Genomic DNA, 15,498 nt, shown 5'->3' with positions numbered 1-15,498 from the left:
TAATCAGAATGTCAAAAAGCTCCCGCCCAAAGGACGAGAGCGGCGATAAGTGCAAATCATATATGAATATTATTTATATTTATCCTTTATCTATGATACCATCTTAGCCTTTAAGATCAAGAATATATACATACACCCTGAAAAAGAATAATTAAAATTAAAAATCTTTAATGAAAATAAAAAAAGTCAGTTCGTGTCGAATTTTGTCGTATATAATCAAATGAAATAAAAAACTTTGGTTCGAAAGTCTTGATTTAAAAGGATTTTTAGTAGGATAATAGCTTTATTAAATATTTATAAAATGCTGTTATTTCGGTAGTTTCTAAGACATTACTGACTATAAGAACTAATTCTTACAATCAATAGTAAACAAAATGATTGACGATTATTGGAAACCTTGTTATGCTATGAAGGTAAGGATTTTGACGAATAATGACGAAGAAAAATATAATTTAAACAAATAAGTATCTCTTGGGAGGAGAATGTTTATGAAATCTACTGGTATTGTACGTAAAGTTGATGAATTAGGACGTGTAGTTATTCCTATCGAACTGCGTCGTACTCTTGGAATCGCAGAAAAAGATGCTCTTGAAATCTATGTTGATGATGAAAAAATCATCCTTAAAAAATATAAACCAAACATGACTTGCCAAGTAACTGGTGAAGTTTCTGATGATAACCTTAAACTTGCAGGCGGTAAATTGGTTCTTAGTAAAGAAGGCGCTGAGCAAATCATCAGCGAAATCCAAAACCAGCTTCAAAACCTTAAATAATCATTTCTTGTACAAAAAACGTTCTTGTTATGACACAAGAACGTTTTTTTATTGCTTAATATGGTAAGCATCGTACACTTCACGCTTTGGTACATTGCGATCGACTGCTGCTTTTTTAATGGCTTCTTTAGACGTAGCGCCTTTCGAGATGTAATGCTCGACATGTTCTTTCGCAGTGAGGGTTTCCCACCATTGTTCTTCCTCATCTACCTCTTCATTATTACTTCCTTCTACGACAAGACAAAACTCGCCGCGTATTTGATCCTCATTTGCCCATCCAATGACCTCAGATATGGTTCCTCGGATAAACTCTTCATATTTCTTAGTGAGTTCACGTGTTACAGCAATTTCCCGATCTCCTAATATCTCTGCCATCGCTGACAAGGTTTCCTTCAATCTGTGAGGCGCTTCATAAAAAATGATCGTTTCCCGCCGTTTTTTAAGGGCTTCAAGCTCCTTCTTCTTTTCTTTTTTCTGTCTGTTGAGAAAACCGTAAAAGAAAAAAGGCTGCGGTACAATACCTGAAGCAATAAGAGCTGTTAATGCGGCATTTGCTCCCGGCAACGGAACAACATAACCGCCTATATCCGTAAAATCCTTTACAATTTCCGCTCCGGGATCAGAAATCGTCGGCAGACCGGCATCACTGACAAGAGCAATGTTTTTTCCCGACTTCAGCCATTCAATAATTTTGTGCCCACTGCTTTCTTTATTGTGTTCGTGATAGCTGACGAGCGGTGTTTCAATTTCATATACATGACAAAGCTTTTTCGTTTGCCTCGTATCTTCCGCAGCAATCGCATCCACTGATTTCAGCGTGTCGATCGCCCGGAATGTCATATCCTCTAGATTTCCGATTGGGGTTGGGACCAAGTAAAGAATCCCCATGTCCGACTTTCCATTAAAGCTCATTTGGCGCCTTAACATATACAGCCTCCTTGCTGTTCCGCTTTTCTTCTATATAAAGCTCTTTTTTCTTCCGAGTTAGTTTTTTGAAATAATATTCCGCCTGCATAGCTTCCCGCTTTGTTGAAAAGCTCTCGGCAAAAATTAATTCAACCGGACGTCTTACTTTTGTGTACTTTGCGCCCTTTCCATCATTGTGCGTTTTCACTCGTTTATGCAGATCGTTGGTATATCCGGCATACCAGCTATTGTCCTTACATTTCACGACGTAGAAGAAATGGTTATTTGTCTCCATATAAAATGGTCCTGATTTCTTTTGTATATTCATTTTGTTCATCATAAACGAATAAGGGAGGAAGAATTTTCAAATCTGGGCGCCCGCCTTTGATACCTTCAACCAGAATGGTATTGGCTTCTTTCCCTTGCTTCGGATAGACAAATTGTACACGTTTCGGCTCGATTTGATAAGCCTTCATCAGTTCAAAAATCTCCAGAAGCCTTCCCGGCCGGTGAACAAGAGCTGCTTTCCCCCCTTGCTTGAGCAGCTTGCTGCTGACTGAAATGACATCCTCCAGCGTGCAGTGGATTTCATGTCTTGCGATTCGGAGATGCTCGTTCATGTTTTGTTCAGTTTGTTTCGGCGTTTTAAAATACGGCGGATTGCAGGTGACAACATCATATCGATTATGTCCAAGTTTCTCCGGCATGTTTTTCAGGTCATCATGTATGATCTGGATCTGATCGTCCAACTTATTATACTCCACGCTGCGAACAGCCATATCATGCAGTCTTTCTTGAATTTCGACTCCCAGAATGTCTGCTTTTGATCTTGTACTGAGCAGCAGCGGCACAATACCATTGCCGGTGCATAAATCAACAATTTTCCCTTTTTGAATCGGAACGTACGCAAATTTGGACAGAAGCACAGCGTCCAACGAAAAAGCAAACACTGTTGGGCTTTGTATGATTTTCATGTCCTCTGCCAGCAAATAATCTAATCTTTCATCATCATGTAATGAAACCATCTTCTTATCCTTTCAGTACCTTTGAAAAAGGCTCCCGTCTTATGCGGAAGCCTTTTCCCTATTTTTTATTTAAGAATGACAGACAGAAAAGACAATCCTCTTTTCGAACACTTCCATAGTGGACATTGCAGATATGAAATCCTTCTTGATACAGACGTGCCAGATTATCATATCCTTCCCCTATATCAGTTTGCTCTGTCTTCTGTGTTTTTGATTCTTTTTTATCAGCTTTGAACTTTTCAATCTGCTGCGTCGTATCGTCCAGCCGTTTGCGCAAATGCTTGTTTTCAAGCTGTAAATGATGATTTTCCTCAATCATCTCACCGATATGCTGCTTCAAATCCCCCAGCTGCCGGTACAGTGAGCCAATTTGTTCTTCTAAGTTAATGACTGTATCAAATAACTCTTTTTTATCCAAGGTTCCACACCTCGTTAATCTGTGGTTTGTGCGGATACGACGCCCTCTTCCAAGAGCTCTTCCCAAGTATATTCTATCACTTTTTCACGGTTTATCAGTTCCACCTGAAGCACCCGTTCCAGAATATTTAGTCCGACGACCTTCGCGGGACCGTTTGCTGTCGTAATCATTTCTCCTATATCCGGAAGCTGTTCTTTTGCCGTCTCATACTCATCGTTCTCATATTTTAGACAGCACATCAATCGTCCGCAAAGGCCCGAAATCTTCGTAGGATTTAAAGACAAGTTCTGATCCTTGGCCATTTTAATGGAAACGGGTTCAAAATCTCCAAGGAACGTTGAACAGCAAAGCATTCTTCCGCAAGGACCGATTCCTCCGAGCATTTTTGCCTCATCCCTTACTCCGATTTGGCGCAGCTCAATTCTTGTCTTAAAGATAGAAGCCAAATCCTTTACAAGCTCTCTAAAGTCGACTCGGCCGTCAGCAGTGAAGTAAAAAATGACTTTATTGCGATCAAACGTGAATTCAACATCGACCAGCTTCATATCCAAGCCATGCTCAATCACTTTCTTTTGGCAGATATCAAATGCTGATAGTGCTTCCTGTTTATTTTCTTCTACAATGAGAAGATCGCGCTCGTCAGCCACACGTATCACTTTTCGAAGGGGAAGCACAACATCATGCTCATCCACCTGTTTATTTGCAATTACGACCTGGCCGTACTCAACGCCTCTGACAGTTTCTACAATTACGCAGCTGTCATGTTCTATATGAAATCCATTCGGATCAAAATAATATATTTTACCCGCTTTCTTAAAGCGGACACCAATTACATTGTACAAGCTTATCCCTCCTGCAACATTAACACCAAGTGCTCCATTAATCCTTGTACATTCACATTGGAATGAAGCCGTTTCTTTGCTTCTAAAACAGCAAGTATCTGATTCGTAACGCTTTGTTGTGTTGATTGTAGCGCATGCTGTTTTATTGATTGGAATAAGTCTTGATAAATCAATTTATCTTCATTTCCTATTTGGATGGACAACACATCACGATATATCAATAAGAGCATATCAAGACCCATTTCTTGATGGGTTTTTTCTTTGAAAAAGGGCATCCATTGATCTTGAATAAAGAAAAAAGCATGTCCTTTCCGCTGGTGTAGGACTTCATACAATTTTATCACTTTCGCTCTAGACTCTGCAAACTCATCATTTCGACTTAATTCGACTGCTTCTGCTACATTATTAGTCATGTTGGCCAGAAGCCTTGCCATATGAGGCGAGACGTCCTGTTCGATCAGTCTGTCTTCAATTGCTTTCGGCTGCAAAGGCTGAAAAGGAAGGGTTTGGCATCTTGAAATGATGGTATCCAATAACCTTTGGGGCTGCTCAGTGATGAGGACGGCCATTGTGTCTTTGTTCGGTTCTTCTAAAAATTTCAGCAGGCTATTCGCCGCATTTGCTGTCATTTGATCTGCGTGCGAAATAATATACAGCTTTTTATGCGATTCAAGTCCTGTCTTAGAAAACTCTTCTTGGAGCGCTTGAATTTGCGCCTTTTTGATTGATAAGCCATCAGGCTGAACAAGATGGAGATCAGGATGGTTCCCTGACTCTATCCGTTTACAGTTTCGGCAGCTCTCACAAGGCTCCGCGCCATCCTCCAGACAAAAGAAGCTTTTTGCAAGAAGCAGCGCGGCATCAAGCTTGCCTGTTCCTTTTTTCCCCTCAAACAAATAAGCGTGTGATAGTCTGTCCTTCTCAATACTATTATATAAAAGCTTCATCACTCTGGGCTGAAGCTCGTTCATTTCCTTCCAGGATATTGCCATTGTATCACTCTCTATGTGTAAAGGTTAATTAATAAACCTTTTATTTCGCCAATACGCTTCAGCAAATCTATTGCCGGTTTTTCCTGATCCATCATCTCTTCCGTAAGCTGTATCAATTTGTCATCTATTTCTTTCACAAGTCCCAGCGTTCTGCTGTTCCCGTAAAGGTCAAAGCTTTTCGATGTTTCATGTGAAAGGCCGCTGTCCACAGCTTCTTTGACAAAACGTTTCACAAGTCCTTTAAATCTCGCTAAGTCTTTAAAATTCCGAGATTTCGTTAGCCTTTTTCCGAATGCTTCTATATCAGATAACAGCCTGGTAAGCTGATCAAGCTTCATTTTGCTGCTTTGGTTTTCCATTGATGTTTTAAACGATGCTGTGATCTCAGATGTTTTCACAGAGGGAATCTGCTTATTATCTATAAATGTACGTATATCTTTATTAATTTTCACAGTTTCAGATCCTTAAAATTGATGAAATTCATCGACTGGAAGGACAAATACTGTCGCTCCGCCAACTTCAACTTCGACTGGATAAGGGACATAGGAATCAGCATTTCCGCCCATTGGAGATACAGGGGCAATCATCTGATCACGTTTCTGCCCGTTTTCTTTAATGAGACTCAACGCTTTATTGACGCGTATATCCTCGACACCGATCATAAACGTTGTATTGCCTGATTTAAGAAATCCTCCTGTCGTCGCAAGCTTTGTGACTCTGAAGTTGTGATCCGTTAAGGTTTTCAAAAGTCTGTTGCTGTCCTGATCTTGTACAACTGCCACTATCAATTTCATCTGTGAAGGCCTCCTTTAGATTGGAAACAACGTGATCTCGTTTACATTATTATATCAACTATTGGGAAACAGGTCACAATTGAATTTTTTTCAACGCTTCATCGATCACCTTTAGAACATCCTGAACGACGAGGTCTTTGGATTGCCCGGCATCAACTGAATGAAATCTTTCCGGAAATCGCTTCATCAGCTCTTGATAACCTTCTTGTACTTTTGTATGAAAGTCCAGTTTTTCTAAATCGAGCCTGTTTTTCTCCCGTGAGCCGTTTGCGTAAATTCGCTTCAGTCCTTCTTCCGGATCAATTGAAAAATAAACCGTTACATGGGGCATCATATCTCCAATGGCAAATTCATTAATGGACAGAACCTCATCAATTCCAAGCCCTCTTGCATATCCTTGATACGCAAGAGAACTGTCTATGAATCTGTCGCAAAGAACGATAAACCCCTGTTCTAAAGCAGGTTTTACTTTTTCAACTAAATGCTGGCGTCTTGCAGCCGCATATAAGAGAGCTTCTGTTTTTGGGTCCATTAATATATTGTTCTCATTCAGAATAACCTCTCGAATTTGTTCTGCAATATCTATTCCGCCTGGCTCTCGAGTTGCCATAACCTGAAGGCCTTCTGCTGTCAGTATGTTTTTGATCTCCTGCAGAACAGTCGTTTTCCCTGCACCTTCAGGACCTTCGAATGTAATAAATAAACCGCTCATGATTTCTCCTCTTCTATATAAACAAGTAGTTGTTTCTCTTTGATTTTCATATTCCCTTGAACATGCGTTTTCATGCTGATCAAGCGGCTGAGCTTTTGCACACTTTCTTTTGTTATTCTTTCTCCCGCCATAATCATCGGGATACCCGGAGGATAAGGGATGATATCTTCTGCATTCAGCCGGCCAGCTGCTTCCTCAAAGTCCACATATTCTTTCTTAAACGAATGTAAGACCTTTTTTGGATAAGGCAAGACAGTAACAGGCTGCACACCCCATTCTGCAGAAACAAACGTCTGATCCGGAGGCGTTTTCTCAATCTCTTCATCAATGCTTCTAATGGTTTCAGCGTTTATTCTCCGTTTTCCTCCCAATGGGAGAACGAGCAGAACTTGATTTTCATCAGCAAGCTCAGTGAATATGTTGGCACGCTCTAATATGCTTTGCAGCGTATAGCCAGTATGCCCGCGTTTTGAACGAATTGTGAGCTTCAGCGGGTCCGTGATGATCAGTGGATTAGCAGGGTTAACAGCTTCAGCATTTGTAAGTGAATCAAACGTTTGTTTAAGTGTTTGTATCCGCTGCAGAATGTCAGAAAGCTTTTGTTCTTCTATAATATGCTGTACATAAGCGCGGGCAATATCTAACGAAGCCATAATCGGATAAGACGGGCTGCTGCTTTGTAATCGGTTTAAATACTCTGCAACCCGATCCCTGTTAATCCTGCAGCTGCTGTTGAGATGCAAATAAGAACCCATCGTCATGGCAGGCAACGTTTTGTGGGCCGACTGAACAACAATATCTGCCCCCATTTTTAAAGCTGAGACCGGAAAAGGCTCACCTAAAATAAAATGTGCACCATGCGCTTCATCGACCAAAACAGGAATCCCGTAATGATGGGCTTCAGTAATGATCTCAGTCAAATCAGCACTATGTCCGTAATATGTCGGATTGGTCAGTACCAAGCCTTTCGCATCTGGATATGCTGCCAGGGCCTCTTTAATTGTTCCAAGCGGAACATGCGTAGGCACATGCATCGCTGAATCAACGTCAGGCGCAAGATAAACCGGCTCAGCATCGGCCAAATCAACAGCATGAAATACAGATTTATGACAGTTTCTTTGAACCAGAATTGTATCACCAGGTTCACAAACAGATAAAATCATCGCTAAGTTTCCGACAGTCGTACCATTTACCAGAAAAAAACTTTCCGCCGATCCATATAATTGACTGGCAAGCTCCTGAGCTTCCTTAATCACCCCAGAAGGATGATGGAGATCATCCAATCCTGCCAGTTCAGTTACATCAATGGTGAGAAGCGGATCGAATATTGACTTAGCGTCATCAAAAAAGACATCTCCATTGTGATGTCCCGGAACATGAAATGAATGAGAATTTCTTCTCGCATGTTGAATTAATGCTTTATATAAAGGTGTGTTCATGAAAACAATCCTTTGAATGTGTCTTCTTACACCTTATTATATCGTGCCTCTGAGAGAACTTAAAGCCAGACTTACTGGTAACTATCTTTCCTTTATTGTAAGCAGCTTTTGCTTCAGGTCGCCTTCCATCATCATAAGCTCTTCTTCTGCCTGACGGCGTTTGATTCGTCCTTCTTCTTGTATAGTCAGTGTTTCTTCAAGCGTGCTTATTAAGCTTTCCTGAACCTTCTTCAAGGTATCTATATCAACCAGGCCCCGTTCATTTGCCCGTGCAGTTTCAATTGTATTGGTTTTTAAAAGCTCCGCATTTTTCAACAAAAGCTCATTGGTTGTATCAGATACTTTCTGTTGTGCATCCACTGCATTGCGCTGCCTTAAAAGCGTCAGTGCAATGGCAACTTGATTTTTCCATAGAGGAATCGCTGTCACAATGGATGACTGAATCTTTTCAGCTAACGCTTGGTTTGTATTTTGAATCAGCCTGATTTGCGGTGCACTTTGGATTGTAATTTGCCTGCTCAGCAGCAAATCATGCACCCTTTTATCTAACCGGTCAGCAAATTGAATTAAATCATTCACCTCTTGAACTGCCATTTGGTTATGATCACTCGATTCAGCCTGTTGCTTCAGTTTAGGAATCGTTTTTGTTTTTAATTCCTCCAGCTTCAGTTCTCCTGCAGCGATATAAACATTCAGCGCGGCAAAATATTCTTTATTTTTTTCATATAACTGCTCTAACAGCTTGTTGTCACTGATTAAAGCATTTTTAGAGTGCTCCAGCTTCAAGCTGATTCTGTCTATCTGCACACTGGTCTTTTGGTATTTAGACAGCACCTCTTGAAGAGAACTTGATACTCTTCCAAACATGCGTGCCAAAAAACCCTTTTTCTTAGATTGGAGATCATCAGGATTTACTTGCTCCAGCTTTTTCATCAGCTCTCCAAGTATTTCGCCAATCTCCCCGACATCCTTCTTTTGAACATGATTAATCATATCATGAGAAAAGTTCAGCAGTTTAGATTGAGCTTGTGAACCGTATAAGACAATACTTTGCATATTTTTATGATCAATCTGTCCGGCAAGCTGAATTGCTTTTTCCTTGTTTTCCTCAGGAAGAACATCAACAAGCCGTACTTGCTCTTTCTCTGCTTTTACAGCCTCCGAACCTGGTATCTCTATGTTACCACCAAAAGGATCTGCCAATAATTCATCTATATGAAGGTCGCTTTGGTCTCGGTTCATCGCTCTTACCCTCTTCCCTTATTTCTTTAATGAATGTTTTGCTGCGTCTAATTCAAACTGCAACTCGTCAATTTCATCACCCATTACTTGAGTTAAATCTTCCTCTAAACGCTTGGTCAATTCAGTAAGAGTGATGCGTGTCTCACTTAACGACATCGACAGTTCTTTGCTTTTTTTTGGGTGAGATGATAGAAAAGCATACTTCTCTGTCAATTCAACAACCGAATCGAGAGTTTGATAAAAAAATCGTTCTGCCTGATAAAACCGTTTTGGCTCTTTTTTGGTGAGGAGATAAATCCTTCTCACAATCCTTAGCATTTCTGCATTTTGCTTAAACATTTGAATGCTTTTAGCCTGAAACAAGGCTTTTCTAAGACGGATCATTTTCTGCCTTGCTTCCTCTAAGTTTTTCTTAATGTAAGCATACTCTCTTCCTGTCAATTCATGCTTTTTAAGAAATAACCGTCTTGCATTCCAGATGCCAGCTATATATACGGCTGCTCCAGAAGCAAGCCCATAAACAAAAGATAAAAAAAGCGACTGGTTTAAACCGAAAAAGCTCAATATTCCTATGAAAACAAAAGTCGCACTGCTAGTTAAACTCCACATCAAAAAGTGAAAAAATCTCTGCATGAGATAATCGACTCCTGTGTCTATACTCAGTTTTAATATTATTATCTACTACGTTCAATCCTTAAACAAGTTTCATCTTCTTTTTATTATTAAGAGTACAAAAAAAGACCTTTTCAGGTCTATGAATATAATGGCGGTGTATGAATGCTCTTTAGTTTTTTTACGTAAAAGGCATAGTCAGGATCAGAAGTTGATGTAGAAATTACTTTTCTCTCACAATCTAAGCATATGAATTTCGTATAAAGATGAATGCCTCTATTCTTCTCTTGATCACAAATCACACATGTATGATTAAGTTTGCCTGTTTCGTCCATCTTCTCCACCTCCGTACAATTAGCCTCCCCTTAAAACGGATATTGTATACACTATTTAGATCTTTTTGAAACTTTAAATCAGTATATGGGCTATATAAGCCCTCGGTGTTTGTATTTGTTTGATTTTCTCGATCTTGAGTAAACAAAAAACCCAGCTCAATGAGCTGGGTTTAAGCTTGCTTGGCGGCGTCCTACTCTCACAGGGGGAAACCCCCGACTACCATCGGCGCTGAAGAGCTTAACTTCCGTGTTCGGTATGGGTACGGGTGTGACCTCTTCGCTATCGCCACCAAACAAATTGAGAGTGTTCTCTCAAAACTAGATAACAGGTGTGACATCATTCAAAAATATGGTTAAGTCCTCGATCGATTAGTATCTGTCAGCTCCATGTGTCGCCACACTTCCACCTCAGACCTATCAACCTGATCATCTTTCAGGGATCTTACTTCCTTGCGGAATGGGAAATCTCATCTTGAGGGGGGCTTCATGCTTAGATGCTTTCAGCACTTATCCCGTCCGCACATAGCTACCCAGCGATGCCCTTGGCAGAACAACTGGTACACCAGCGGTGCGTCCATCCCGGTCCTCTCGTACTAAGGACAGCTCCTCTCAAATTTCCTGCGCCCGCGACGGATAGGGACCGAACTGTCTCACGACGTTCTGAACCCAGCTCGCGTACCGCTTTAATGGGCGAACAGCCCAACCCTTGGGACCGACTACAGCCCCAGGATGCGATGAGCCGACATCGAGGTGCCAAACCTCCCCGTCGATGTGGACTCTTGGGGGAGATAAGCCTGTTATCCCCGGGGTAGCTTTTATCCGTTGAGCGATGGCCCTTCCATGCGGAACCACCGGATCACTAAGCCCGACTTTCGTCCCTGCTCGACTTGTAGGTCTCGCAGTCAAGCTCCCTTGTGCCTTTACACTCTGCGAATGATTTCCAACCATTCTGAGGGAACCTTTGGGCGCCTCCGTTACCTTTTAGGAGGCGACCGCCCCAGTCAAACTGCCCACCTGACACTGTCTCCCCGCCCGATAAGGGCGGCGGGTTAGAAGGTCAATACAGCCAGGGTAGTATCCCACCGATGCCTCCACCGAAGCTGGCGCTCCGGTTTCCAAGGCTCCTACCTATCCTGTACAAGCTGTACCAACATTCAATATCAGGCTGCAGTAAAGCTCCACGGGGTCTTTCCGTCCTGTCGCGGGTAACCTGCATCTTCACAGGTACTATAATTTCACCGAGTCTCTCGTTGAGACAGTGCCCAGATCGTTGCGCCTTTCGTGCGGGTCGGAACTTACCCGACAAGGAATTTCGCTACCTTAGGACCGTTATAGTTACGGCCGCCGTTTACTGGGGCTTCAATTCGCACCTTCGCTTACGCTAAGCGCTCCTCTTAACCTTCCAGCACCGGGCAGGCGTCAGCCCCTATACTTCGCCTTACGGCTTCGCAGAGACCTGTGTTTTTGCTAAACAGTCGCCTGGGCCTATTCACTGCGGCTCTCTCGGGCTTGCACCCTAACAGAGCACCCCTTCTCCCGAAGTTACGGGGTCATTTTGCCGAGTTCCTTAACGAGAGTTCTCTCGATCACCTTAGGATTCTCTCCTCGCCTACCTGTGTCGGTTTGCGGTACGGGCACCTCTCACCTCGCTAGAGGCTTTTCTTGGCAGTGTGGAATCAGGAACTTCGCTACTATATTTCGCTCGCCATCACAGCTCAGCCTTATGGGAAACGGATTTGCCTATTTCCCAGCCTAACTGCTTGGACGCGGATATCCAATACCGCGCTTACCCTATCCTCCTGCGTCCCCCCATTGCTCAAATGGTGAGGAGGTGGTACAGGAATATCAACCTGTTGTCCATCGCCTACGCCTTTCGGCCTCGGCTTAGGTCCCGACTAACCCTGAGCGGACGAGCCTTCCTCAGGAAACCTTAGGCATTCGGTGGAGGGGATTCTCACCCCTCTTTCGCTACTCATACCGGCATTCTCACTTCTAAGCGCTCCACCAGTCCTTCCGGTCTGGCTTCACAGCCCTTAGAACGCTCTCCTACCACTGTTCGAAGAACAGTCCGCAGCTTCGGTGATACGTTTAGCCCCGGTACATTTTCGGCGCAGAGTCACTCGACCAGTGAGCTATTACGCACTCTTTAAATGGTGGCTGCTTCTAAGCCAACATCCTGGTTGTCTAAGCAACTCCACATCCTTTTCCACTTAACGTATACTTTGGGACCTTAGCTGGCGGTCTGGGCTGTTTCCCTTTCGACTACGGATCTTATCACTCGCAGTCTGACTCCCAAGGATAAGTCATTGGCATTCGGAGTTTGACTGAATTCGGTAACCCGGTAGGGGCCCCTAGTCCAATCAGTGCTCTACCTCCAAGACTCTTACCTTGAGGCTAGCCCTAAAGCTATTTCGGAGAGAACCAGCTATCTCCAGGTTCGATTGGCATTTCACCCCTACCCACACCTCATCCCCGCACTTTTCAACGTGCGTGGGTTCGGGCCTCCATTCAGTGTTACCTGAACTTCACCCTGGACATGGGTAGATCACCTGGTTTCGGGTCTACGACCACGTACTCATGCGCCCTATTCAGACTCGCTTTCGCTGCGGCTCCGCATCTTCTGCTTAACCTTGCACGGGATCGTAACTCGCCGGTTCATTCTACAAAAGGCACGCCATCACCCGTTAACGGGCTCTGACTACTTGTAGGCACACGGTTTCAGGATCTCTTTCACTCCCCTTCCGGGGTGCTTTTCACCTTTCCCTCACGGTACTGGTTCACTATCGGTCACTAGGGAGTATTTAGCCTTGGGAGATGGTCCTCCCGGATTCCGACGGAATTTCACGTGTTCCGCCGTACTCAGGATCCACTCAGGAGAGAACGAAGTTTTGACTACAGGGCTGTTACCTCCTATGGCGGGCCTTTCCAGACCTCTTCATCTACCTCGTTCCTTTGTAACTCCGTACAGAGTGTCCTACAACCCCAAGAGGCAAGCCTCTTGGTTTGGGCTAATCCCGTTTCGCTCGCCGCTACTCAGGGAATCGCATTTGCTTTCTCTTCCTCCGGGTACTTAGATGTTTCAGTTCCCCGGGTCTGCCTTCTCATATCCTATGAATTCAGATATGGATACCACTCCATTACGAGTGGTGGGTTTCCCCATTCGGAAATCTCCGGATCAAAGCTTGCTTACAGCTCCCCGAAGCATATCGGTGTTCGTCCCGTCCTTCATCGGCTCCTAGTGCCAAGGCATCCACCGTGCGCCCTTTCTAACTTAACCGTTAAAAAGAATCACTATGTGATATCTTGTATTACTTGAATGTGATGTCTACTGTTATCTAGTTTTCAAAGAACACGTTGGTGGAGCCTAGCGGGATCGAACCGCTGACCTCCTGCGTGCAAAGCAGGCGCTCTCCCAGCTGAGCTAAGGCCCCGTTATATAAGATGGTGGGCCTGAGTGGACTCGAACCACCGACCTCACGCTTATCAGGCGTGCGCTCTAACCAGCTGAGCTACAGGCCCATCTTAACTTATTCAAGGAACAAAGTTCCTTCAAAACTAAACAAGACAGGGAACGTTCTGTTTATAAGACCCAAGGTCTTATATTCCGTATAATATCCTTAGAAAGGAGGTGATCCAGCCGCACCTTCCGATACGGCTACCTTGTTACGACTTCACCCCAATCATCTGTCCCACCTTCGGCGGCTGGCTCCTAAAAGGTTACCTCACCGACTTCGGGTGTTACAAACTCTCGTGGTGTGACGGGCGGTGTGTACAAGGCCCGGGAACGTATTCACCGCGGCATGCTGATCCGCGATTACTAGCGATTCCAGCTTCACGCAGTCGAGTTGCAGACTGCGATCCGAACTGAGAACAGATTTGTGGGATTGGCTTAACCTCGCGGTTTCGCTGCCCTTTGTTCTGTCCATTGTAGCACGTGTGTAGCCCAGGTCATAAGGGGCATGATGATTTGACGTCATCCCCACCTTCCTCCGGTTTGTCACCGGCAGTCACCTTAGAGTGCCCAACTGAATGCTGGCAACTAAGATCAAGGGTTGCGCTCGTTGCGGGACTTAACCCAACATCTCACGACACGAGCTGACGACAACCATGCACCACCTGTCACTCTGCCCCCGAAGGGGACGTCCTATCTCTAGGATTGTCAGAGGATGTCAAGACCTGGTAAGGTTCTTCGCGTTGCTTCGAATTAAACCACATGCTCCACCGCTTGTGCGGGCCCCCGTCAATTCCTTTGAGTTTCAGTCTTGCGACCGTACTCCCCAGGCGGAGTGCTTAATGCGTTAGCTGCAGCACTAAGGGGCGGAAACCCCCTAACACTTAGCACTCATCGTTTACGGCGTGGACTACCAGGGTATCTAATCCTGTTCGCTCCCCACGCTTTCGCTCCTCAGCGTCAGTTACAGACCAGAGAGTCGCCTTCGCCACTGGTGTTCCTCCACATCTCTACGCATTTCACCGCTACACGTGGAATTCCACTCTCCTCTTCTGCACTCAAGTTCCCCAGTTTCCAATGACCCTCCCCGGTTGAGCCGGGGGCTTTCACATCAGACTTAAGAAACCGCCTGCGAGCCCTTTACGCCCAATAATTCCGGACAACGCTTGCCACCTACGTATTACCGCGGCTGCTGGCACGTAGTTAGCCGTGGCTTTCTGGTTAGGTACCGTCAAGGTACCGCCCTATTCGAACGGTACTTGTTCTTCCCTAACAACAGAGCTTTACGATCCGAAAACCTTCATCACTCACGCGGCGTTGCTCCGTCAGACTTTCGTCCATTGCGGAAGATTCCCTACTGCTGCCTCCCGTAGGAGTCTGGGCCGTGTCTCAGTCCCAGTGTGGCCGATCACCCTCTCAGGTCGGCTACGCATCGTTGCCTTGGTGAGCCATTACCTCACCAACTAGCTAATGCGCCGCGGGTCCATCTGTAAGTGGTAGCCGAAGCCACCTTTTATGTTTGAACCATGCGGTTCAAACAACCATCCGGTATTAGCCCCGGTTTCCCGGAGTTATCCCAGTCTTACAGGCAGGTTACCCACGTGTTACTCACCCGTCCGCCGCTAACATCAGGGAGCAAGCTCCCATCTGTCCGCTCGACTTGCATGTATTAGGCACGCCGCCAGCGTTCGTCCTGAGCCAGGATCAAACTCTCCGATAAAGTAGTTTGACTGACTACGCACATCGCTGTGCGATTTATAAAAAATGAATTAACAGGTACGTTTTGTCTTGTTTAGTTTTCAAAGAACTTTGTTTACCGCTCGTTTAAGCGACTTTATTATCATAACATTTACCGCCGCTACTGTCAACAACTTTTTAATATTTTCTTTTCAAAAAAGCTTTTCGTCATCAGCGACGTATATTAGAATAACACCTTCAGTTGTCTAAGTCAATACAT

14 protein-coding genes, 2 tRNA genes and 3 rRNA genes are annotated in these 15,498 nt (G+C 44.3%); 1 reads left to right on the top strand and 18 read right to left on the bottom strand.

The window, feature by feature from the left end:
* Window positions 1-482: 482 nt before the first annotated feature.
* Window positions 483-773 carry a transition state genes transcriptional regulator AbrB gene (gene abrB, locus NSQ09_RS05730; RefSeq protein WP_003226760.1) on the top strand — a complete coding sequence of 97 codons (291 nt, stop codon included), beginning with the start codon at window positions 483-485 and terminating at the stop codon, window positions 771-773.
* A 48-nt stretch (window positions 774-821) separates the two neighbouring features.
* On the opposite strand, the gene rsmI is transcribed toward abrB, so the two are convergent.
* The 18 genes from rsmI to NSQ09_RS05640 form a co-directional block, all read right to left on the bottom strand.
* Entirely contained in the window at window positions 822-1,700 is an 879-nt protein-coding gene (rsmI, locus tag NSQ09_RS05725; protein WP_019712967.1) for a 16S rRNA (cytidine(1402)-2'-O)-methyltransferase, read from the bottom strand.
* Complete coding sequence (locus tag NSQ09_RS05720; RefSeq protein WP_003242983.1) at window positions 1,675-1,974, bottom strand: GIY-YIG nuclease family protein; 300 nt, start codon at window positions 1,972-1,974, stop codon at window positions 1,675-1,677. Before NSQ09_RS05720 ends, rsmI begins: the two co-directional genes overlap by 26 nt.
* Entirely contained in the window at window positions 1,961-2,704 is a 744-nt protein-coding gene (locus NSQ09_RS05715; RefSeq protein ID WP_003244526.1) for a tRNA1(Val) (adenine(37)-N6)-methyltransferase, read from the bottom strand. The genes NSQ09_RS05720 and NSQ09_RS05715 overlap by 14 nt, the downstream gene beginning before the upstream one ends.
* 58 nt (window positions 2,705-2,762) lie before the next feature.
* A complete protein-coding gene (gene yabA / locus NSQ09_RS05710) occupies window positions 2,763-3,122 on the bottom strand; it encodes a replication initiation-control protein YabA (RefSeq protein ID WP_003218308.1) in 360 nt (119 codons plus the stop codon).
* A gap of 14 nt (window positions 3,123-3,136) precedes the next feature.
* Window positions 3,137-3,964 (bottom strand): competence/sporulation regulator complex protein RicT, encoded by an 828-nt coding sequence (gene ricT / locus NSQ09_RS05705; protein ID WP_003226767.1) that lies wholly within the window; start codon window positions 3,962-3,964, stop codon window positions 3,137-3,139.
* A gap of 2 nt (window positions 3,965-3,966) precedes the next feature.
* Window positions 3,967-4,956: a DNA polymerase III subunit delta' gene (gene holB / locus NSQ09_RS05700; RefSeq protein ID WP_003226770.1), complete on the bottom strand. Its 990-nt coding sequence runs from the start codon at window positions 4,954-4,956 to the stop codon at window positions 3,967-3,969.
* 11 nt (window positions 4,957-4,967) lie between these two features.
* Window positions 4,968-5,408, bottom strand: coding sequence for a YaaR family protein (locus NSQ09_RS05695; RefSeq protein WP_129137409.1), 441 nt, complete (start codon window positions 5,406-5,408; stop codon window positions 4,968-4,970).
* Between the two features lie 12 nt (window positions 5,409-5,420).
* Window positions 5,421-5,750 carry a cyclic di-AMP receptor DarA gene (darA, locus tag NSQ09_RS05690; RefSeq protein ID WP_003242755.1) on the bottom strand — a complete coding sequence of 110 codons (330 nt, stop codon included), beginning with the start codon at window positions 5,748-5,750 and terminating at the stop codon, window positions 5,421-5,423.
* Window positions 5,751-5,823: 73 nt separating this feature from the next.
* Window positions 5,824-6,462 (bottom strand): dTMP kinase, encoded by a 639-nt coding sequence (gene tmk / locus NSQ09_RS05685; RefSeq protein WP_003243137.1) that lies wholly within the window; start codon window positions 6,460-6,462, stop codon window positions 5,824-5,826.
* Window positions 6,459-7,901: an aminotransferase class I/II-fold pyridoxal phosphate-dependent enzyme gene (locus NSQ09_RS05680; RefSeq protein WP_341030629.1), complete on the bottom strand. Its 1,443-nt coding sequence runs from the start codon at window positions 7,899-7,901 to the stop codon at window positions 6,459-6,461. The genes tmk and NSQ09_RS05680 overlap by 4 nt, the downstream gene beginning before the upstream one ends.
* 81 nt (window positions 7,902-7,982) lie before the next feature.
* Window positions 7,983-9,143, bottom strand: coding sequence for a toxic anion resistance protein (locus tag NSQ09_RS05675; protein WP_024571366.1), 1,161 nt, complete (start codon window positions 9,141-9,143; stop codon window positions 7,983-7,985).
* A gap of 18 nt (window positions 9,144-9,161) precedes the next feature.
* Window positions 9,162-9,776, bottom strand: coding sequence for a 5-bromo-4-chloroindolyl phosphate hydrolysis family protein (locus NSQ09_RS05670; protein WP_017696386.1), 615 nt, complete (start codon window positions 9,774-9,776; stop codon window positions 9,162-9,164).
* A 119-nt stretch (window positions 9,777-9,895) separates the two neighbouring features.
* Window positions 9,896-10,090, bottom strand: coding sequence for an anti-sigma-G factor (csfB, locus tag NSQ09_RS05665; protein WP_015482686.1), 195 nt, complete (start codon window positions 10,088-10,090; stop codon window positions 9,896-9,898).
* A 178-nt stretch (window positions 10,091-10,268) separates the two neighbouring features.
* Window positions 10,269-10,384 (bottom strand): 5S ribosomal RNA (rrf, locus tag NSQ09_RS05660).
* 55 nt (window positions 10,385-10,439) lie between these two features.
* A 23S ribosomal RNA gene (locus tag NSQ09_RS05655) occupies window positions 10,440-13,367 on the bottom strand.
* 78 nt (window positions 13,368-13,445) lie between these two features.
* A tRNA-Ala gene (locus NSQ09_RS05650) sits at window positions 13,446-13,521 on the bottom strand.
* A gap of 11 nt (window positions 13,522-13,532) precedes the next feature.
* Window positions 13,533-13,609: transfer RNA gene (locus NSQ09_RS05645), tRNA-Ile, on the bottom strand.
* A gap of 102 nt (window positions 13,610-13,711) precedes the next feature.
* Window positions 13,712-15,261: ribosomal RNA gene (locus NSQ09_RS05640) — 16S ribosomal RNA — on the bottom strand.
* Together the 16S, 23S and 5S rRNA genes with 2 tRNA genes alongside form the textbook arrangement of a ribosomal RNA operon.
* Window positions 15,262-15,498: the final 237 nt, after the last annotated feature.

Source organism: Bacillus sp. FSL W8-1202 (assembly GCF_038006165.1).
Lineage (GTDB): Bacteria > Bacillota > Bacilli > Bacillales > Bacillaceae > Bacillus > Bacillus subtilis.
The sequence above is the reverse complement of the archived record's forward strand: the minus strand, read 5'-3'. Positions and strand labels throughout refer to the sequence as shown.